The organism is Faecalicoccus pleomorphus DSM 20574 (genome assembly GCF_000420345.1).
Lineage (GTDB): Bacteria > Bacillota_I > Bacilli_A > Erysipelotrichales > Erysipelotrichaceae > Faecalicoccus > Faecalicoccus pleomorphus.
The window spans coordinates 18,810-37,748 of the sequence record NZ_ATUT01000002.1 but is presented as its reverse complement, the minus strand read 5'-3'; the positions used below and the strand labels follow the sequence as shown (position 1 = coordinate 37,748).

At 38.7% G+C, this 18,939-nt stretch carries 23 protein-coding genes and 1 other annotated feature; all 23 genes read right to left on the bottom strand.

The features are described 5' to 3' along the window. Positions 1 to 121: 121 nt before the first annotated feature. Entirely contained in the window at positions 122 to 277 is a 156-nt protein-coding gene (locus G413_RS12025) for a hypothetical protein (RefSeq protein WP_022789237.1), read from the bottom strand. A 122-nt stretch (positions 278 to 399) separates the two neighbouring features. Then, positions 400 to 1,197, bottom strand: coding sequence for an ABC-2 transporter permease (locus tag G413_RS0101790; RefSeq protein ID WP_022789236.1), 798 nt, complete (start codon positions 1,195 to 1,197; stop codon positions 400 to 402). Next, entirely contained in the window at positions 1,194 to 2,072 is an 879-nt protein-coding gene (locus G413_RS0101785) for an ABC transporter ATP-binding protein (protein WP_022789235.1), read from the bottom strand. The genes G413_RS0101790 and G413_RS0101785 overlap by 4 nt, the downstream gene beginning before the upstream one ends. A gap of 291 nt (positions 2,073 to 2,363) precedes the next feature. Next, positions 2,364 to 2,687, bottom strand: a complete 324-nt coding sequence (hisE, locus tag G413_RS0101780) for a phosphoribosyl-ATP diphosphatase (RefSeq protein ID WP_022789234.1) — start codon at positions 2,685 to 2,687, stop codon at positions 2,364 to 2,366. Continuing rightward, complete coding sequence (hisI, locus tag G413_RS0101775) at positions 2,684 to 3,013, bottom strand: phosphoribosyl-AMP cyclohydrolase (protein ID WP_022789233.1); 330 nt, start codon at positions 3,011 to 3,013, stop codon at positions 2,684 to 2,686. The genes hisE and hisI overlap by 4 nt, the downstream gene beginning before the upstream one ends. Then, positions 3,010 to 3,771: an imidazole glycerol phosphate synthase subunit HisF gene (hisF, locus tag G413_RS0101770; protein WP_022789232.1), complete on the bottom strand. Its 762-nt coding sequence runs from the start codon at positions 3,769 to 3,771 to the stop codon at positions 3,010 to 3,012. The genes hisI and hisF overlap by 4 nt, the downstream gene beginning before the upstream one ends. A 1-nt stretch (position 3,772) precedes the next feature. After that, positions 3,773 to 4,492 (bottom strand): 1-(5-phosphoribosyl)-5-[(5-phosphoribosylamino)methylideneamino]imidazole-4-carboxamide isomerase, encoded by a 720-nt coding sequence (hisA, locus tag G413_RS0101765; RefSeq protein WP_022789231.1) that lies wholly within the window; start codon positions 4,490 to 4,492, stop codon positions 3,773 to 3,775. Then, positions 4,489 to 5,103 (bottom strand): imidazole glycerol phosphate synthase subunit HisH, encoded by a 615-nt coding sequence (hisH, locus tag G413_RS0101760; protein WP_022789230.1) that lies wholly within the window; start codon positions 5,101 to 5,103, stop codon positions 4,489 to 4,491. Before hisH ends, hisA begins: the two co-directional genes overlap by 4 nt. Next, positions 5,100 to 5,684, bottom strand: coding sequence for an imidazoleglycerol-phosphate dehydratase HisB (gene hisB / locus G413_RS0101755; protein ID WP_022789229.1), 585 nt, complete (start codon positions 5,682 to 5,684; stop codon positions 5,100 to 5,102). The genes hisH and hisB overlap by 4 nt, the downstream gene beginning before the upstream one ends. After that, a complete protein-coding gene (locus tag G413_RS0101750; protein ID WP_022789228.1) occupies positions 5,671 to 6,699 on the bottom strand; it encodes a pyridoxal phosphate-dependent aminotransferase in 1,029 nt (342 codons plus the stop codon). The genes hisB and G413_RS0101750 overlap by 14 nt, the downstream gene beginning before the upstream one ends. Further along, entirely contained in the window at positions 6,696 to 7,985 is a 1,290-nt protein-coding gene (hisD, locus tag G413_RS0101745) for a histidinol dehydrogenase (RefSeq protein ID WP_022789227.1), read from the bottom strand. The genes G413_RS0101750 and hisD overlap by 4 nt, the downstream gene beginning before the upstream one ends. Then, on the bottom strand, positions 7,966 to 8,613 hold the full coding sequence (gene hisG, locus G413_RS0101740) for an ATP phosphoribosyltransferase (protein WP_022789226.1): 648 nt from the start codon (positions 8,611 to 8,613) through the stop codon (positions 7,966 to 7,968). Before hisG ends, hisD begins: the two co-directional genes overlap by 20 nt. After that, the gene (hisZ, locus tag G413_RS0101735) at positions 8,610 to 9,722 is read right to left on the bottom strand and encodes an ATP phosphoribosyltransferase regulatory subunit (RefSeq protein ID WP_022789225.1); all 1,113 of its coding nucleotides are present in this window, start codon (positions 9,720 to 9,722) and stop codon (positions 8,610 to 8,612) included. The genes hisG and hisZ overlap by 4 nt, the downstream gene beginning before the upstream one ends. A gap of 35 nt (positions 9,723 to 9,757) precedes the next feature. Continuing rightward, positions 9,758 to 9,990 (bottom strand) — a binding site (T-box leader). A gap of 71 nt (positions 9,991 to 10,061) precedes the next feature. Further along, the gene (locus G413_RS0101730; RefSeq protein WP_022789224.1) at positions 10,062 to 10,265 is read right to left on the bottom strand and encodes a DUF3791 domain-containing protein; all 204 of its coding nucleotides are present in this window, start codon (positions 10,263 to 10,265) and stop codon (positions 10,062 to 10,064) included. Between the two features lie 56 nt (positions 10,266 to 10,321). Then, positions 10,322 to 11,179: a M15 family metallopeptidase gene (locus tag G413_RS10660; RefSeq protein ID WP_051130141.1), complete on the bottom strand. Its 858-nt coding sequence runs from the start codon at positions 11,177 to 11,179 to the stop codon at positions 10,322 to 10,324. A 6-nt stretch (positions 11,180 to 11,185) separates the two neighbouring features. Continuing rightward, entirely contained in the window at positions 11,186 to 11,866 is a 681-nt protein-coding gene (locus tag G413_RS0101720) for a zinc-ribbon domain-containing protein (protein WP_022789223.1), read from the bottom strand. A gap of 36 nt (positions 11,867 to 11,902) precedes the next feature. Next, the gene (locus G413_RS0101715) at positions 11,903 to 13,129 is read right to left on the bottom strand and encodes a DUF2130 domain-containing protein (protein ID WP_022789222.1); all 1,227 of its coding nucleotides are present in this window, start codon (positions 13,127 to 13,129) and stop codon (positions 11,903 to 11,905) included. 43 nt (positions 13,130 to 13,172) lie between these two features. Further along, positions 13,173 to 13,928: a metal ABC transporter substrate-binding protein gene (locus tag G413_RS0101710; RefSeq protein WP_022789221.1), complete on the bottom strand. Its 756-nt coding sequence runs from the start codon at positions 13,926 to 13,928 to the stop codon at positions 13,173 to 13,175. Positions 13,929 to 14,292: 364 nt separating this feature from the next. Then, positions 14,293 to 15,150 (bottom strand): YitT family protein, encoded by an 858-nt coding sequence (locus G413_RS0101700; protein WP_022789219.1) that lies wholly within the window; start codon positions 15,148 to 15,150, stop codon positions 14,293 to 14,295. 2 nt (positions 15,151 to 15,152) lie between these two features. After that, positions 15,153 to 16,487 carry an RsmB/NOP family class I SAM-dependent RNA methyltransferase gene (locus G413_RS10655; protein WP_022789218.1) on the bottom strand — a complete coding sequence of 445 codons (1,335 nt, stop codon included), beginning with the start codon at positions 16,485 to 16,487 and terminating at the stop codon, positions 15,153 to 15,155. A 7-nt stretch (positions 16,488 to 16,494) separates the two neighbouring features. Beyond that, positions 16,495 to 16,827, bottom strand: a complete 333-nt coding sequence (locus G413_RS11655; RefSeq protein ID WP_081637591.1) for a M23 family metallopeptidase — start codon at positions 16,825 to 16,827, stop codon at positions 16,495 to 16,497. Further along, entirely contained in the window at positions 16,794 to 17,699 is a 906-nt protein-coding gene (locus G413_RS11650; protein WP_022789216.1) for a hypothetical protein, read from the bottom strand. Before G413_RS11650 ends, G413_RS11655 begins: the two co-directional genes overlap by 34 nt. Before the next feature lie 64 nt (positions 17,700 to 17,763). Further along, positions 17,764 to 18,930, bottom strand: a complete 1,167-nt coding sequence (locus G413_RS0101680) for an O-antigen ligase family protein (RefSeq protein ID WP_022789215.1) — start codon at positions 18,928 to 18,930, stop codon at positions 17,764 to 17,766. Between the last annotated feature and the right edge of the window lie 9 nt (positions 18,931 to 18,939).

Below are 18,939 nucleotides of genomic sequence, written 5' to 3'. Positions count from 1 at the left end.
GTTGACTTGTTTTAACTTTCAGTCATTTTGGCATTATAATTTATTTTTTAGGTATAACGAATACAGACAACGGTTAGCCTAGTATCATTATAGGCTTTTTAAAGAATTAATAAAAGCGCTTTTATCTATTTTCTTGATGATTTTCGCATACATATCCTTTAAACATTGAAAAAGAAAAGAGCTCACTCTCAAGTCCTAACCTCTTTTCATTATTATTTTGCTGAAGGACTTTATTTGAACCCTTTTCAATTACCATAGATTTCTTTTTACCATCCATGGATTTTTATGATAACTTAGATCTTATTCTAAGTTATTTCCTTTGTTGTCTATACCATAACACACCTTATACATATTTCAATAAGGCTGGAATTTTTGGTTTCGTTTTTGTCCTTTTTCGACCTACAATGGAAGATCTCTTTTAGAAAAACAAATTTTTCCTAACACTAAAAATCCAAAACCAACTACAAATAAAATTAAAACACCGATAAATCCTGTGCCTTCATACTCAATAATCTTTTCTGGTGAAAACAGACGGAGCGGTGTCAAATAATTCAAAAAGTTAAAATCCTCATTTACATCCGACAACATCTGAATCAAAAGAAACAGAAACCCAATACCTGCACCACAACCAATCGAATAACGGACTTCGTTAAATACACAGACTGTAAAAAAACAAAGAGAGCCTAAAAAGATATGCAGGCAAAATAAGCCTATGTTCAGATACAGGAAACACCAAAAATCTAAAGACTCCTGCATTAAAATGGTGCTGCAAAAAAGAAGCAATGCCGTCGTATAAGTCATTAGTATCAAATGTTCCAGCACAAAGACAACAATCTGTGTTTGAAGAATTGCTTTTCGTCCATACTTTGTATTTAATAAATATGCCATGGATCCCTGATCCATATAACGTGCCACCAGCGTATAGGATAATAAAATCGAAAACACAAAGGGAATCAAAATTAAAATAAAGCCATATAGATAATTAATCAAAAAATCTAGCATGGTACTTCCAGGATCTTTCATACCAAAGGCAGCAAAAAGTTCCGGCATACTTTTGGCAAGTTCATTCATCCCCTGCCCAATATCAGGGTCAAACATTAACGTAATAACAGTTCCATATAAAGTAATCAAAGCCATAAAAATTAACAACATTTTTACATTGGACTTCAACTCTGTTTTCAATAAGGTTAAACTCATATCGCTTCTCCTTGATAATAAGAAAGAAAAAAATCTTCCAAGCTTTGATCATATACATGAAGATTGTTTAATTTATAGTTAGATAATTCTTTCAACAAAGTTTGGATATCCTGATTCCATAAAAGAACAACTTGATGGTCTTGAAGGTTGCTCTTTTTATATTTCTGATGAAAGGCCAACGCATCCTTGTGTGATGAAAAACAAATCTCATAATATGTATTTCTTTTTTTCTGCATTTCTTCCATAGAGGTATTGACCAGAATCTTTCCTTCTTTGATGAGTACAATATGATTACATGTGTGTTCTATTTCTTCAAATAGGTGAGATGACATCAATATGGTTTTACCTCTTTTTTTCTCGTTTTGAATCCACTCTACAAACTTCTTCTGCATCAAAGGATCAAGACCGCTTGTTGGTTCATCCAAAATCAAGATCGGTGCATCCTGCATAAAGGCTAACACCAAGCCCAGCTTTTGTTTCATTCCTTTGGACATTTTCTTGATATCGACTTTTGTATCCAGTTCAAAATAGTGAATGAGTTCGTTAGCTCGTTTCAAATCGGTAACACCCTTCATCTGTGCCATAAATTCAATAAAGCTTTGCCCACTCATCGCATTCATAAAACGAATCTCTCCCGGCAGGTAGCCAATCTTACTTTGTATGTGCTCGGCATTTTGAAAACAGTTTTCTCCATCAATCAATGCTTGTCCCCTATCCGGATGAAGAAAGCCCATCAAATGACGAATCGTAGTTGTCTTTCCAGCTCCATTGGCACCGATAAAGCCGGTCGTTTCTCCTCTTTGAATTGAAAAATCGACATCAAAGATTCCTTTATGATTCCCAAAATCCTTAGTCAGATGTTGTATTTCTATCATAATTCCTCCATATTGACTTTCTTGTTTGACGAGTCAACTTTATAGTATGACTAAAATGCCAAAAAGAAAAGAGCTCACTCTCAAGTCCTAACCTCTTTTCATTATTGTTTTGCTGAAGGACTTTATTTGAACCCTTTTCAATTACCATAGATTTCTTTTTACCATCCATGGATTTTTATGATAACTTAGATCTTATTCTAAGCTATTTCCTTTGTCACTTATAGCTTACCATAGAAATTGACAGATACAAGCCGACTGGATTTTTCGGTTTTAATTCTGTCTTTTTTGGTTTTATAGATTCGTGATTGGCTTTCTCTCCGCTTTTAAATTATGTTTTTTCTTAGAACGTCTGGCCAGTTCTTCTTCCACTTCCTGTAAAGATACACCTTTTTGTGCCATGAGAACGAAGATATGATAAAACAAATCACCCAGTTCATTGACAAGATCGGTATTTGTCTGACTTAAGGCCGCAATGATTACTTCGGTATTTTCTTCCCCTACTTTTTTTAAGATCTTTTCCAATCCTTTGTCAAAAAGATAAGCGGTATAACTTCCTTCTTCCGGATTTTTTTTACGATCCAATATCGTTTCATATAATGCTTCAAATTCATTCATTCGATTTCTTCTCCTTCCATCGTTCTATAAAAACAGGAATGTCTTCCGGTATGACAGGCGGCTCCTTCTTGCTCGACAAACAAAAGGATCGTATCTTCATCACAATCCACCAGGATTTGTTTCACATGTTGATAGTGTCCGCTGGTTTCTCCTTTGATCCAAAGTTCATTACGGGAGCGTGACCAATACGTTGCCAATCCTGTTTCCATCGTCTTTTTTAGGCTTTCCTCATTCATATACGCCAACATCAAAACATCTTTAGTGCCTTCTTCCTGCACGATGCAGGGAACCAAACCATTCTGCTTTTCAAAATCAATTTTGATCATAGTCTTACCGGAATTCCTTTCTTTTGTAGATAGACTTTTACATCCTGCACACTCAGTTCATCATAGTGAAATAAACTGGCAGCCAATGCGGCATCGGCCACATCGGTTTCAAACACTTCGGCAAAATGCTCTAAGCTGCCACAGCCGCCGGATGCGATCACCGGAACATTGGTGATGTTTCGTACCGCCTGCAACATCTTTAGATCATAGCCTTGTTTTACCCCATCGGTATCCATCGATGTCAAAAGAATTTCACCGGCACCTAATGAAACACCTTTTTGTACCCATTCTAATAAATCCATTCCGGTATCGATGCGCCCGCCATGAATCACAACATTCCATCCGCTTTGATCATCTCTTGCTTTGGCATCGATGGCCAGCACAATACACTGATTGCCAAAAATCTGTGCTCCCTGCGCAATCAAATCAGGATTTTTTACTGCTGCCGAATTTAAGCTGACCTTATCCGCACCGGCCCGCAATACACGTTTAATATCTTCGATGGTCTTTAAGCCACCGCCTACAGTAAATGGCATATAAATCGAAGAAGCAACTTGTTCAACGACCTGTACCATGGTATCTCGTCCTTCATGGGTTGCGGTAATATCTAAAAAGACGAGTTCATCGGCTCCCTGCTCATAGTACTTTTGGGCCAGTTCGACAGGATCGCCCACTTCTTTTAAACCCACAAAATTGATACCCTTGACCACTTTGCCATTCTTTACATCCAGACAGGGTATGATTCTTTTTGTCAGCATCTTACCCCTCCTTACAAAGCTTTAAGGCTTCTTTTAAATCCAGTGTATGAGCATACATGGCCTTACCGGTAATCGCTCCATAAAGATTCAGTTCTTTTAAAGCCTGAATGTGCGATAGATCCCGTATGCCGCCAGAGGCGATGATCTGTATCGATACCGCATCCTTTAACTTTTTTAACATATCCAGATTGGGGCCGGCCAAGGTTCCATCCTTGGAAATATCGGTAAAAATAATCGTTTGTACCCCATAGTCTTCCATCGTTTTCGCAAAATCCAGATAATCGACATCACTTTGCACCAACCATCCGGAACCGCAGACTTTACCATCTTTACAATCGATACCGACCGCAATCTTTTCTCCATATTTTTTCAAAGCCGCTTTTAAAAACGCAGGATCTTCTAAGGCCGCCGTTCCTAAAATCACACGAGAAACACCGGATGTCAGATAAAAATCCACCGTATCCATGGAACGAATTCCGCCACCGACTTCGACCGGAATCGATAGAGCCTGTGCCGTTTGGCAAATCAGTCTGGCATTTTCCAGCTTTCCGCTTTTTGCACCGTCTAAATCGACCATGTGCAAATACTGTGCTTTCATGGCTTCAAATTCTTTGGCAATTTCCAGTACGCTTTGACCCACAACTTCTTTTTGATGATAATCGCCCTGATACAAACGTACCGGGGCCTGGTCAATGATATCAATGGCAGGTAGTAGTATCATACAAATTCCTCCAAATAATATTGTAGTATTTTTAATCCATCTTCTCCGCTTTTTTCCGGATGAAACTGACATCCCATCACATTTTCATGCATGACCAATCCCGGTATTTTCATTGTTCCATAGTCACAATAGCCAATCAGATCATCAGGATCCATATTGGATGCATAATAAGAATGCACATAATAAACATAGGGATGGGCTGAAAGTTTGGAAAAGATCGGATGTTCATTTTCTTTGATCAAATCATTCCAGCCAATATGTGGCACACGAACTTTTTGATCTTTCATAAAGACAATCTGCCCCTTTAAAAAGCCAAAGCCTTCATGTATGCCATTTTCCTCACTGCTCTCAAAAAATGACTGCATGCCAAGACAAATCCCCAACAACGGCTTTTTTTCTTTGCGAACCCAATTTTCTATAAATGCATCTAATTGCGATTCCTTGATATTCTTCATCATATCACCAAAGGCCCCTACACCCGGTAAGATCAGTTTCTGACATTGTTCTAATTTTACCGGATCACTGCTGATCAAGACATCATAGCCCAGTTTTTGAACCGCATTATGTACACTGAACAAATTGCCCATGCCATAGTCAATGATCCCAATCATACTTCGATCCAACCTTTAGAAGAAGGAATCTGGTCGGAAGTGATCGTAACTGCCTGTTTTAAAGCTCTTCCCAAGGCTTTAAAGATTGCTTCGATTTGATGATGATCATTCGAACCATATAAGATATTGACATGCAGTGTGATACCAGCCTGTACAACTACTGCTCTTAAGAATTCTTCCACCATCTCGGTGCTGAAATTACCGATATTTTCTCTTTTGAACTCAGCATGAAAGACAAGATAGGGACGACCGCTGATGTCCAATGTCACACTACACAAGGTTTCATCCATCGGCAGTTGAAAAAAGCCGTAACGCTGAATTCCTTTTTTATCGCCTAAAGCTTGTTTTAACGCATTTCCCAGGGCAATTCCACAATCTTCTACAGTATGATGATCACAAACTTCTAAGTCACCGTGAGCCTGTACATCAAGATCCATGCCGGAGTGAAAGCTCAATAAAGTCAACATATGATCAAAAAAGCCAATACCGGTTTCAATGGATGCCTGGCCGTTTCCATCCACATTTAACGATAAAGAAATTTGTGTTTCTTTGGTCTTTCGTTCTATTTTACTGGTTCGCATGTGTTTCCTCCTGTTCAAAGGCATCCAATACTTCCTGGATCCATTGATTCTCTTGTGTTGTTCCTATTGTAACACGGCAATAGTTCTTTTGTTGGTAACTGCGTATGCTTAATCCCTTTTGTGCAAACAAAGCTAAAAGCTTATCGATGTGCGGTGTTTGGATCAACAAAAAGTTAGCCTCGCTCTTTGAGAAAGAAAAGGAAGTATAAGATTTTGATAAAAAGACATCTCGTTCCTTTTTGATCCGTTCAATCTCCGGTTTAAATTCAGTGGCATGCGCTAATACGATTTCTGCTGCCTTCATCGATAAGGAATTCACCGAATAAGGCACATGATTCCCTCGAATGGTTTCCATATTCGTTTTGGATGTGATCAAAAAGCCAATACGAGCACCGGCCAGTCCAAAAGCCTTGGAGAGTGTTCTGGTCACATATAAGTTAGGGCATATATCCAATAAAGAAAGGCAAGTGTCCGGGGCAAACTCGGCATACGCTTCATCGATCACAACAGGACAGTCAAAGGCTTTACAGATTTTTTCAATCTGTTCATTATTCAAAAACTGGCCGGTTGGATTGTTGGGATTACTAAAAAGAACCAGTTGTGGTTTTTCTTGTTTTCCAAAGCGAATGAACGCATCCACATCCATTGCCTGTAAAGGATCTAAGGCATATCGTACAATTTGGGCTTCGTAACTGGAAGCATAGTAATCGTACATGCCAAAATCCGGCGCTAATGTTAAAAGCTTTTTTTCTTTTCCTAAAAAGGTACCAATCAAAAATCCTAAATGCTGGTCTGAGCCATTGCCGGCTAGAATTTGATCAGCCGGCACCTGAATCCAGTTTCCATAGGCTTCACAAAGCTTTTGACAGGCATCATCAGGATATCGGTTAAATTCAATATCAAAGATCGCATCCTGAATTTCTTTGCGAATGGCAGCCGATAAATTCTTTGAACTTTCGTTGGCATTTAATAAAACACCTTGTTGTGTATGCACTTTATACTGGACTTGTTTCATTGCTTGTCCTCCATTCGTATTCTTGCGGCATTGGCATGTCCCTGCAGTTGTTCTTCTTTAGCCATAACGATGATCTCTTTTCCATAAGCTTCGATAGCTTCTTTGGTATAGTGCAAATAACTGCTCTTTTTAATAAAAGCATCGACTCCTAATGCACTGGAGAATCTAGCCGTTCCTGATGTCGGCAGGACATGATTGGTTCCACCAAAATAATCCCCGATTGATTCACATGTATAATAGCCCATAAAGACAGAGCCGGCATTTTTGACCAAATCTAAATACACTTCCGGTTCTTTGTTCATCAATTCCAAGTGTTCCGGTGCCACGGCATTCGAAATGTCAATGCATTCTTCGATCGTATCGCAGACCACGCTTTTTCCATAATCACGTAACGAAGCTTCGATGATATCTTTTTTAGGAAGCACTGCACTTTGTCTTTGTAAGGCCGCATTGACCTTTTCTAATAAAGCTTGACTAGTTGTCACTAAGATGGCACTGGCCATCGGATCGTGTTCTGCCTGCGAAATTAAATCGGCTGCCACATATTCCGGATTGGCCTCTTCATCCGCAATGACAAGGATTTCACTGGGACCGGCAATCATATCGATATCGACCTTACCATATACCATCTTTTTGGCCGCAGCCACATAAATATTGCCCGGCCCGGTGATCTTATCGACGCTCTGAATGGATTGCGTACCATAGGCTAAGGCCGCAATGGCCTGCGCTCCACCAATTTTATAAATTTCGGATACACCGGCAATTTTTGCCGCATAGGCAATATTGGGATGAATCTTTCCTTGTTTATCCGGCGGTGTGACCATGACGATTCTTTTAACACCGGCTACATGGGCAGGAATCGCATTCATCAATACCGAACTTGGATATTGTGCTCTTCCTCCGGGCACATAGATTCCTACACTCTCTAACGGAAGCACTCTTTGCCCCAAATAGATGCCCATCTCTTTTTGAAGACGATAGCCTTTTTGCCGTTGTGCCTGATGAAAATCTATAATATTCTGCGCTGCCTTTTGCATGGCTTTACAAAAATCTGGATCACATTGTTGAATGGCTTCGTCTAATTCTTTTTCAGTCACTCTAAACGTCTTTTGATCGACTCCATCAAACTGTTTGGTATAACGCCGGCAGGCTTCATCTTTATTTTCTTTGACATCTTCGATGATCTCTGAAACTTGAATTAACACATCTGAAGAGATTTCCTGATTTCTTCCGGCAATAAAAGCTGCCAATTCCTGCGTATTATTTTTATTGATTCGTGTCAGCATCTGATTTCACCACACTTTCCAAGTCTTGTACAAATTGTAAGACTTCTTCTCTTTTTAATTTAAAACTTGCCTTATTTACAATCACACGAGCACTGATATCACAAACTTCATCAAGAATGACCAGGCCGTTTTCTTTTAATGTCGTTCCTGTTTCCACGATATCCACAATACCATCTGCCAGTCCTAAAATCGGTGCCAGTTCGACCGATCCATCGATTTTGATCACTTCTACATCGATTCCCTGATCAAGAAAATACTTTCGGGCCACATTGGGATATTTGGTACCGATCTTTACATGTCCAACTTTATTAAATACTTTCTTTTCCGGTAAGGATGCCACACAAAACTTACATTTTCCAATTTTTAAGTCTAACAGCTCATAATTCCCGGATTCTCTTTCCAACAAAGTATCTTTTCCCACAACACCAATATCTGCTACTCCATGATTGACATAGGTGATCACATCATTGGACTTTACCAGAAAATAACGAACCGGTTTGATCGTATCTTCAAAGACAAGGGCACGTCCTTTATCCTTTAAATTCTGCGTTCCATAGCCTACCTGATCCAACATCGCCACGGTTTTCTTTTCCAATCGGCCTTTTGTCAAGGCAATGCTTAAGCTCATTGCACACCCTCCTGTATTTTAATTTCGCATCCTTCATAGGGAATTAGTTTTACTTCTTTTTCCTTTCGCAGCTCTTTAGCCTTTTGAAAAGCTTCCAGCTGTTTAGGCATCGGATAGTAGAGATACAAAACCTTCTTTGATACACTATCGATCACATCCAACAAATAATCGAGCTTCACACTAAAGCCGACAGCCGGCATATCTTTTCCAAACGTATTGAGAAGATGATCATAGCGCCCTCCGCTTAACACACTGGTACCGACTCCTTCTACATAGCCTTCAAATAAAATACCGGTGTAGTAATCTAAATGCGGTACTTTTCCTAAATCAAACGTGATCGTATCTTCATACCCCAACGACTTCAGATTTTCTTGAAGTTTTTGCAGCTTTCGAACAATTTCTTTTAACTCTTCATCAAAGCTTGCCTGCATGGCGTTTTCTAAACCATCTTTTCCATTCAATAAGGGAAGTTCCAGGAAGAAAGCCTCCTGTTCTTTTGAAAGCTGCAGGGAAGCCAGGTATGTTTTTAGATCCACCATGCTTTTTTGATCGACAAGCTTAGCCAAAGTTTCAATTTGATCTTCCGGAAGTTTAAGTAAAGCACATGCTTTTTTAAAGAATGAACTGTTTCCGATTTCCAATGTATAAGAGGAAGCTTGAAAGCTTTGCATCGTATCTAATGCACAACACAAGACCTCCAAATCACTTTGTTCATCCAGTCCGATCAGTTCTACACCACAATCCGTGACTTCACTTCGCTTGCCCGCAAAGCTTTCCCGTACTTTAAAGACATTGGCACAATAGCGAAAGCGAAACGGCCCTTCTTTGTCTTTGTATTTGGAAGCACAAATACGAGCAATCGGAACTGTCATATCCATACGAAGTGCCAATGTATTACTTTTGGCATCAAAAAATTTATACATCTCTTGTTCCTTTAAAGAAGAAAACGCTTTTTGGTATGTTTCCAAAAATTCGATCGTCGGAGCGATGACTTCTTCATAACCATACGATTGAAAAATCGATTCGATACGATTTTGAATCTGTCTTTTCTTTCGTGTTTCTTCAAAAACCAAATCTCTCATACCCAAAGGCAAACGAATTTGACGCATACATGTCCTCCTTATATAAACAAAAAAACGCCCTCTATAAGGACGTTATCAACGTGGTTCCACCTTACTTCACCATCATCTTACGATAATGATCTCATCAAGTACTAACATACTCTAACACAATAACGGGTGTACCCGATGCCAACTACTGTTCTTTCGCCGACATAGCTCCAGGATGTGTTCATATAAAGTCGCTCTTTCTTTTCACCAGCCAGAAAGTCTCTTGAAACGTATCTTTTATACTACTCTTTCCTATCACTGCTTATGCATACAATATAATCAGTATTCCATCAATTGTCAACTGATAAATGAAAGAAATTTCATAAATGAAAACGATTTTCAATTCTGCATCAAGGCTACTAATTCATTTTGAACGATCAACCAGCTCTGTGTTTTTAAGACGGAAAAACAAGGCAGGATAAAATTTTCGATGATCTTTTTGGCATTAAATCGTGTATAGACTTCTTCCTGCGAGATCTCCAAATAAAGAGCTAATCGCTGTATGCATAAAACAATAAAGGTTATTTCGTCCATCGGTTTCATAAAAACATCCTCCGTTCTGTTTTCAGAATAGAGGATGTTTTGACATGATTTATGTCTTATTGTGCATAATATAAATATTCTTCCAGACACCACTGATTTTCATGGATCTTGGTTGCAGCATCAACACCTACATAGCGTAAATGCCAGCTTTCCGGTGCAATCAACGTATAATCTTCTTTATCATCCGGATAGCGAAGAATAAAACCATATTCATGCATATGCTCTAATAACCACGAATACGAAGGATGATTTCGAACCGCATCCAGATCACTGGTATCATTATCCATTCGAATATCGACAGAAAGTCCGGTCTGGTGTTCACTGGAACCCGGTCTTGTCCAATAGGCATCCGCATACTCTTGCCCATAGTTTGCAACGCCGTTATTATACAAATTTTCTTGATACCCATAGCTTCGATAAGCCGAACAGGCATTCAAAATAAAGCCTTGTTCTAAACTAGCCTGTACCAGTTTTTCAAAGGCATCGGCTGCTTCCTTACGCATATAAACCGTTCCATTTTCACCGCTGGAAGAAACCGATATAAGATCGGATGGTTCATAATCCGATGGCAAATCATAATATTTGTTGACCAGCTGCAGCATAGAATCCAGATCTTCGACCGGTTGCATATGTGTATAGGGCTCCTGATCTAAATGCATCCAAACTTGTTTTTGTACTTCTTCAATCGACAAATCCGGATGTGCCTTGGCATAGGCTTGTTCCCGATCATTTAAAACAGGTTCTGCTTCCTTTTCTTCTTTCTTTACCTCTTCTTTGATTTCGGTTTTCGGCTCTGTCGGCTGTAACATCTTATAACCTAAAAAGCCTAAGGAGGCGATCAAGGCCACAGCCAGTACCGCAATGATACCTATCAGAAAAGCACCAAGTTTAGTCAGCCTGCGTTTTCGTTTCATAAAAGCCTATTCCTCACGAAGATAATCGTAGTCATTATCTTGCATACAGACCCAATCGCCGGAGGAAGATCTTCCCCAGTAACTGCCATTGGAACCAGAAATGATTTCCTCAATAAAAATTCGTTCATCTTTTCGCAGATGACCGGTTTGTGTCGCATTGTAGTCGCCGGCATTGCGCAGGGCCATATTGTAGTTTGCCTTGTACCAGGTATCGATTTCAAAACCATATTGATAATGATCTTCCGATTCATTTTCATCTTTTTGACGATCTTCTAACCGATCGTTTCTGTCTTCCAGATATTCATTTTTATCCTGAAGATCATCAGCTTCCTCTTCTGCCTTTCTACGTGCTTCCTTTTCTTGTTCTTTTTCTTGTTCCAATCGAGCGATTTCCTGTTGATGTTGATGATTTGAATACATAAAATAGCCAACACCACCAATCACCAACAAACCAACCAGTACACCCAAGGCAATCAAAACCGGGACATGCGAATTCTTTTTCGATGGTTTGATCACTTCTGTTTTTTCTTCTTCGACTGGTTTGCTCCAATCATCGTTTAGCCCCTCTTCTTTATGTGGATCAAAAACAGGCGGTGTTTGCCGCTCCGGTTCATCTAACGGCTTTCCGCAGTGAATACAATACTTTATGCTCTCTGGATTTTCCTTTTGACAATGTCTGCAAATCATAGTTTACTTTCCCTTCTTCTTAAAAACAGTATAACACTACTTTCCTTTTTGTTCTTTAAACATTTTCTGCATTGTCGGATTTTTATACGTTAAGGAACGAATGCTTAGATTATCCACCTTTTTATTGGCAATATGCAGCTGTCTGTCACTTGCCAATAAGTTTTCTCTGACCTTTTGTAGATGCAGGATCGTTTTATCAATTTCATCCACCGCCGATTGAAACTTACGACTGGCTAAATCGACATTCTTTAAAAACCCTTCTTTAAAATCCGTCATCTTTTCCTCAAAGTTGGTAATATCGATATTCTGTTCTTTGATAGCAGCCAATTCTTTGCGAATCTGTACATTTTTTAGAGCTGCATTGCGCAAGATCGTAATCATAGGAATAAAAAACTGAGGACGAATCACATACATCTTGTCATAACGATGTGACATATCGACAATGCCACTATTATACAATTCACTTTCCGGTTCTAATAAAGAAACAAGTACCGCATACTCACAATGCTTCTGATTTCGATCTTTATCCAATTCTTTCAAAAAAGATTCATTTGTCTTTTTTGTCGTTGTCTTATCCGCTTCATTTTTCATTTCAAACATAATGGAGATGATTTCATTTCCATCCTCATCAAATTCTTTAAAGATATAATCCCCTTTACTTCCCTGTGATGCATCATTATCCTTTTCAAAATAAGAGTTCTGAAATCCGGTAGCTCGTAATTGATTAAACTGAATTTCGCAATGTTGTTCCAACGTCTCTCCTAACATTTTTGTCGACAGACGAAGTTTCATATCTTTATAGTATTCGATCATTTCTTCTTTGGACTTCAGTTCCAGTGCATACTTGTTAACTAACTCCTGTTTTTCTCTTTCCATCTCTTCCTTTTCTTTTTCAAAGCGATGCGCGATCTTTTCATTTTCCAGCTCTGACTGCGCCTTAGATAACTGAATCTGATTTTTTAGATTTGATACTTCTTCCTGCATACTTTGCAGTTCTTTTTCTTTTTCCTGCATCAATGAATGTTTCAGGCGCTCTTCCTGGATCATCCATTCTTTTTCTTTGACCTGTGTTTCTTGTTGAAGAGCTTTAAACTGGGCATCAAATTTTTCTTTTTGAAGCTGTAGCTCTTTTTCGTATTTTTGTTCCAGAACAGTTCTTTCTTTTTCTAATTCTTCATCCTTGATTTGTTTTAAAATTTCATAATAGCTGTCATCATCGATTTTAAAAACGGTTTGGCAGTTGGGACACTTTATTTCTTTCATGTGATTTCTCCTTTCGAAAAAGCTGATTTCTTACGAAACCAGCTTATAATGCATAGGCCTTTTCTACGACCACACAATAACTACTTCCCTGTTGTTTGATCTTACCGACGATCATAGCGTTTGTACCGCCAAAGTCAATCAAATGCATTGGGTCTTCAATCGATATAAAAGTCGAATGATCTCCGTTATATAGGATCATACCTCCATTTGTCATAGTCTGTGGTAAATCTCCCTGCAGCCAGACTGATTGACCGCTTTTTTGAAGAAGATCACCGTATTGAAGCGTTTCATCCACACTTAAAGGATCACTTTGTGACCAGGATACTGCATTATCCGATGAGGAAGAATTAGAATCCGATGATGTTTCAGGTGTATTATTGGAACCCTGTGCATCCTTTATTGGATCCTGTTGTGAGGATTCTGTTTTTTCTTCCATATCTTTTTTCGCATCTTCATTTGTATATTCTTTTTTATTTTCTTTCGCTTTTACCGTAAATCGCAATGTATTGCTTGTGACATCATCCTGACTGGCTGTCACCTGATATTCTCCTGCCGTTTGTGGTACAACAAGCAAGGTATTTTCTTTTAAAGAAAGATCGGCTTTCTTTGTCACACGAAATGATTCTTTATCCAATTCAAAATCTGAAGGATCGGTCTCAACCTCCACTTCCACAGTATCACCGACTTCAATCTCTTTGGCATCCTCCACAGAAAGTCGAATAGATTCCAAAGACGGAGAAGAACAACCAAACAATAACATCGCACCAAGTAATAAACTCATGATTTGTTTTCGTTTCATAGGATTACAACTCCTTTATAATTTTATAGATTCATCTTAACACGAACGCTTTCAAAACTCAAAATTGAGTATAATATAATAACCAATTTCATCTATCTAATCAAGTATTCATTCACGTCAGTATAAAAATGACAGTGAAGAAATAAAAATGCATCAAGCTTAATGATAAAACATTTTATGGAGTACTAAAGGCTTTTTACAAATTTTGATGTTTTAATAATGGATATCATATTTGAGCAGGCAAGATATCATAATGAAGAAGATGTCGAGCTTGCGAAAAAGATCATTAACCACATAGAGAAAAAGATAAATCAAATAAAGCTATAATAAAGGAGAGTTAAGCTATTTTAACTCTCCCGTTCTTTTACAACCGTTTTTCAAATCCGCCCGATATTTTCTGTCCTTCACTTAAGATCATAAAGGCATGTGGATCTACAGTTTTTATGGCTTTCTCTAGACGCCGGATCTCATATTTGTTTAACGCAACGACCAGTATATCTTTTTCCTGGCCGGTATAAACACCCTGTCCTTTCCAACAGGTTACGCCACGTCCGGTAATTCGCATGATTTCCTTTTTTAAATTTTCGTTTTGCGTAAAGATCATGGCTGAAATATTGATATTTTGATAGTGCACCTTATCGCCAACAAAATACATGATCGCTACAAAAATAATAGAATATAAGGCATTCTGTAAATTTACGATATAGGCAAAAATCGCAAACACAAAGAAATTTAAAATGATAGAAAGTTTTCCGACAGAAAAATTAGGTTTAGTCTTGGAAAAATAAACACCTAATATATCAATTCCACCGGCACAGCTGCTGCTTTGCAGGCAAAGCCCGACACCAACACCGCTCATCAAAGCACCAAATACACAATTGCTTAGCATATCGGGCATAATGGCTTCTGTTCGTAATGGCAATAGTGATAAAGTAACCATCTGAATGATGATACTGATCAAAGTTCTTAGACAAAAGGATTTTGAAATTGATTTGAGTGCCAAAATATATAAAGGCACATTTAAAAGCATATTCATAATACCCGTTAGATCGAAAGAATCCGGATTGGGATTCAAAGGACGCAGTACGATATTTAATATCTGCGCGATACCTACAACACCCCCGGAGTTTAATCCGCTGGGTGTGATAAAAAAGTAGATCCCCAAGGAAAATAAAATACTTCCAATAATTACTTTAATATATTTTAAGACTTCATCTTTCATTTTCAAAAATCTCCTTTAGTCACATGACTCTTGGGCAATAAGCGTAAGCCTTTAGGAATCCGGTTGTTGATCCTATGCCCGTCGCTTTTCCCAAAACCAAATGGAATGCCATCAATACAATAACAGGTATATCCCTTTTTACATTCATAGGGAATCTGTAATCCATGCATTACTTCATCCATCTGCGCTAGATCCAATTCTACACTTTGTTTATAATTCTCTTTTGAGAATGCCATAAACAAAGCATGCGCAGGTTCAAATCTTTTTTTGACCAGATTGCCTGCCAGGATGCCTTGTCGCAAACAATGTGTTTTCTTAAATTCGATAAACGGATGGTCCATAATATAAAACGCATCATCCTGCTGATATGCATATCTTGGAATATTCACCAGGAATTCCTGAAGAATATCGTCACACTGATCTTTTTTTCGAACCTTTTTTATAGGAAGCTTTCTTACTTCTCCCTGCATTTTCTGCATCTTACAAATAAAATGACCTTCCCCCTTCTGCATAGGGAAAATGCGAACCACCTTATCAGCATCCATGCCCGGTGTATCAAAGCCTCTTTGTCCAAAGGATACTTCCGGATCGACCTGCTGCATATCCGGATGTCTTTTTAAGAAGGAGGCAATGGTTTCTTCGTTTTCTTCTCTGGCATACGTACAAGTCGAATAGACCATATATCCACCTTTTTTTAATGCTTTATAGGCCTGATCCAGAATATAGTCCTGCCGCATAGCACATTGTTGTATATTTTCCAGTGACCAGTTATCCTGAGCGGCATCGTGTTTTTTCATCATGCCTTCGCCGGAGCATGGCGCATCGACCAAGACTCTGTCAAAGCAGGACTCCAACTCTTCGCAAACAACTTTAGTATCGCCTTGTGTCAGGCAAAAATTTTGTGCGGACATGCGCTCCAAATTTGATAATAAAATTCTGGCTCGTTTGCCATCATACTCATTGGATACCAGAAAGCCATCCTGCAGCTGTGATAAAATCTGGCTGGATTTTCCACCCGGTGCCGCACAGAGATCCAATACTGTATTCGAAGGTTGTACATCCAATATGGTAACCGCTGCCGAAGCACTTGGCTCCTGTAAATAGAACGCACCGGCAATATGATAAGGATGGTTTCCTAAAGATCGATCGATGTAATAGCCATAAGCATAAAAAAGACTAGGTTCCAAAAGTGGTGTATTAGCTTTCAGCATTTCTTTCGTGATCTTTTTAGGATGATAGCTTAACCCTTTATACATCGGTTGTTCCAAAGATCTCTCAAAAGCCGGATAGTCTTCTTTTAACTCTCTTTTCATGCGTTCTAAAAATAAATCGTTCATAATTCTCCTATCCCGTAATCACTTCTTCCGGTCGAATTCGAGTGGCCCATATACTTTGCGTATGAGGAGCATCCCATCCGCAGCCAAAGCTAAAATCAGCACCTTGTTGAAAATAAGAAACCTCTTGTTCCAAAGAAGCATGCAGTTCAAAAACTTCAATGTGTGTATGACCGCCTGTACTGTTGCCGCTGTTTCCGGATAAGGCCAGAACATCACCTTGCGAAAACTGTTGTCCGGGAGCTACATAAATCGTATTGGACAAATGAGCAAAGGTCAGGGCATACAATTTTTCCTGTATCGAAACGATCACACAAAGCGTATTGCCCCACCATAAGGCCATCCTTCCATGTTGCCCAGATAGCCATCATTGCTGTTGTATGAGGTATCGGCATATAAAACGATGCCATTGGCCGGAGCATAGATGTTTGAATATAATGCCAGGGCAAGATCCATACCTAAATGCATTCCTCCGTGCGGATACGACCATGTTCCGGCCGATATATAACCTTGATCCGATACTTTTCCCCAATATGGACTTGTAGAAGTAATGGAAGCATCCTGCGCCAGACAGGAAAAGTGTGAATCATTCTTTGTAGAATGTATAGAGCCAAATACCGGAAGATCTTCTAGTCCCTGAATCGTCTTTTGTGGATTATGTTGGCCACGAACAGTATGATCAAATCCATCGGTGCGTTGAAATCGCTCCTTGAGGGTGTTCTGTGCTTTGTCAACACGCTTATCATACGCTTGAAGATTTTGAATTTCCAGCTGGAATTCAACTTTTTTCTTCTCTTTTTGAGAACATTTTTCTTCCAGTTGTTTTTGATGCATATACAAAGTTTGAAGTTCTTTCCCTTCGTTGGAAATTCGTCCTTCCAGACAATATGGATACATACTTTGTTCCTGCATCAGATACAGCGCCATTTGTTTTTTCAATCGCTCATAAGAGCGATGTGTTACTTTCTTTTTTTCTTTGAGTTCTTTTAACTCGATGTCATTTAAATCGGCTTTATTCAATACCGATTCCAGATCTTTTAAAATCTCTTTTCTTATTTCCTGTAAAGACTGTGAAACTTGTGCAGCATGCTGCTCTTTGCAGTCCATCGCCTGTCTTTCCAAAGCCTCAAGCTCGTTTTGGTAAGACGAAGTTTCCTGAAATCCCGTTAAAGAAATAAGCAAAAAAAAGCAGACGAAGAATCGAGAAAATCGCATTAAAAAATCTCCTTCTACTGTCTGTTTTCTTTATCACTACATTAACACAATCTAAATTGAATTTTCAATCTTTTTTCACCAAAACACCGGCATTTAAGATCATCATAAAAACCAGTGCCGTGGCCAATACATTCATTGTTACATCCAGTAAACCATGAATCAAAAAAATCAGAATGAATCCGATGATCAAACCAAACAACTGTCGATCATACAATCTTACGTTTATTATTTCTGGTAACAGATATCGACAGGCATAATAAATGATCAACAAAGTTCCAACGATCCCATAAGAAGCTAGAGAATCTACATAAATATTATGCGCATGCGGTGCCTTATGTCCATTAAACATTTGATAATACAGATGATAAGATTGTGGTCCCAGGCCGAATATTGGATAGTTTTGAATGCCCATCCATGCACAGTTCCATATCTTAAAGCGTGATTCCAATGTGCTCATATCGGTGATTCTGGGAATCAAATCCGGTTCCATAAAAACCAATATGATGCCTATACCTAATCCAACTAAAGATAGAAGCAACCACTTTTTTTCTCTTGCCAGAAAGAAGAATAAAGGAATGATGACAACAAGCGGCAACAAAGCAGTGCGGCAACCGGTCAGATACAGCAGCCCGAAATTAAACAGGCCAACGACTACATAGAGTATTCTTTTTAACAAGCCCTTACACTGGATAAAACGATAGACGCAAAAAAAGATCCAAAACTCCAACATTGTCGCATATAAGTTGGCATTATCAAAAGTAGCCATGATTCTTCGTTTTGGTGAGTTTTGAATATGGAATTCGAAAAAGTCATATCCTTTCTGTGCCGAAAAGTCCGCAAATTGAAAAAGCGCCAAGATTCCCACGAAGATCGATCCAATCAACATGATGTTGATCATATAATGAAATAACTTAGGGTGTACTTGTTTTCGATAGACACTGATAAATCCCATCACCAAAAGCATTCCCAAAGCATTAACAAGTCCAATCAAATTGTTTGCGAAAAATGAAACAATGATCTCTATACCGATAAATAAATAAATCCAAATGGCACCAAGCTGTTCCTTGATGGAAACCCATAATTCTTTTTTATAAGCTGTCCAGCCTAAAAACACAAGCAGTACAGCTGCCGTAACATACTGTGTTAAAAATAAAGATACCGTTACCATCAAAAGCATCCAATCTGTATTCTGAAACGAATGAAATTCTTCTTTTAACGTACTCAAATCCATTTTGATTCC

Bases quoted from the DNA above. Each gene is read 5' to 3' on its own strand.
- G413_RS0101785 (WP_022789235.1), bottom strand. From the start codon at position 2,072: ATGATAGAAATACAACATCTGACTAAGGATTTTGGGAATCATAAAGGA.
- G413_RS0101715 (WP_022789222.1), bottom strand. From the start codon at position 13,129: ATGAAAGAAATAAAGTGTCCCAACTGCCAAACCGTTTTTAAAATCGAT.
- G413_RS0101700 (WP_022789219.1), bottom strand. From the start codon at position 15,150: ATGAAAGATGAAGTCTTAAAATATATTAAAGTAATTATTGGAAGTATT.
- hisZ (WP_022789225.1), bottom strand. From the start codon at position 9,722: ATGCGTCAAATTCGTTTGCCTTTGGGTATGAGAGATTTGGTTTTTGAA.
- G413_RS0101710 (WP_022789221.1), bottom strand. From the start codon at position 13,928: ATGAAACGAAAACAAATCATGAGTTTATTACTTGGTGCGATGTTATTG.
- G413_RS11650 (WP_022789216.1), bottom strand. From the start codon at position 17,699: ATGCGATTTTCTCGATTCTTCGTCTGCTTTTTTTTGCTTATTTCTTTA.
- G413_RS10660 (WP_051130141.1), bottom strand. From the start codon at position 11,179: ATGAAACGAAAACGCAGGCTGACTAAACTTGGTGCTTTTCTGATAGGT.
- hisA (WP_022789231.1), bottom strand. From the start codon at position 4,492: ATGATACTACTACCTGCCATTGATATCATTGACCAGGCCCCGGTACGT.
- G413_RS0101730 (WP_022789224.1), bottom strand. From the start codon at position 10,265: ATGAAACCGATGGACGAAATAACCTTTATTGTTTTATGCATACAGCGA.
- hisB (WP_022789229.1), bottom strand. From the start codon at position 5,684: ATGCGAACCAGTAAAATAGAACGAAAGACCAAAGAAACACAAATTTCT.
- hisE (WP_022789234.1), bottom strand. From the start codon at position 2,687: ATGAATGAATTTGAAGCATTATATGAAACGATATTGGATCGTAAAAAA.
- G413_RS0101790 (WP_022789236.1), bottom strand. From the start codon at position 1,197: ATGAGTTTAACCTTATTGAAAACAGAGTTGAAGTCCAATGTAAAAATG.
- hisG (WP_022789226.1), bottom strand. From the start codon at position 8,613: ATGAGCTTAAGCATTGCCTTGACAAAAGGCCGATTGGAAAAGAAAACC.
- G413_RS12025 (WP_022789237.1), bottom strand. From the start codon at position 277: ATGGATGGTAAAAAGAAATCTATGGTAATTGAAAAGGGTTCAAATAAA.
- G413_RS11655 (WP_081637591.1), bottom strand. From the start codon at position 16,827: ATGGCCTTATGGTGGGGCAATACGCTTTGTGTGATCGTTTCGATACAG.
- hisI (WP_022789233.1), bottom strand. From the start codon at position 3,013: ATGATCAAAATTGATTTTGAAAAGCAGAATGGTTTGGTTCCCTGCATC.
- hisF (WP_022789232.1), bottom strand. From the start codon at position 3,771: ATGCTGACAAAAAGAATCATACCCTGTCTGGATGTAAAGAATGGCAAA.
- G413_RS0101750 (WP_022789228.1), bottom strand. From the start codon at position 6,699: ATGAAACAAGTCCAGTATAAAGTGCATACACAACAAGGTGTTTTATTA.
- hisD (WP_022789227.1), bottom strand. From the start codon at position 7,985: ATGCTGACACGAATCAATAAAAATAATACGCAGGAATTGGCAGCTTTT.
- hisH (WP_022789230.1), bottom strand. From the start codon at position 5,103: ATGATTGGGATCATTGACTATGGCATGGGCAATTTGTTCAGTGTACAT.
- G413_RS10655 (WP_022789218.1), bottom strand. From the start codon at position 16,487: ATGAACGATTTATTTTTAGAACGCATGAAAAGAGAGTTAAAAGAAGAC.
- G413_RS0101680 (WP_022789215.1), bottom strand. From the start codon at position 18,930: ATGGATTTGAGTACGTTAAAAGAAGAATTTCATTCGTTTCAGAATACA.
- G413_RS0101720 (WP_022789223.1), bottom strand. From the start codon at position 11,866: ATGATTTGCAGACATTGTCAAAAGGAAAATCCAGAGAGCATAAAGTAT.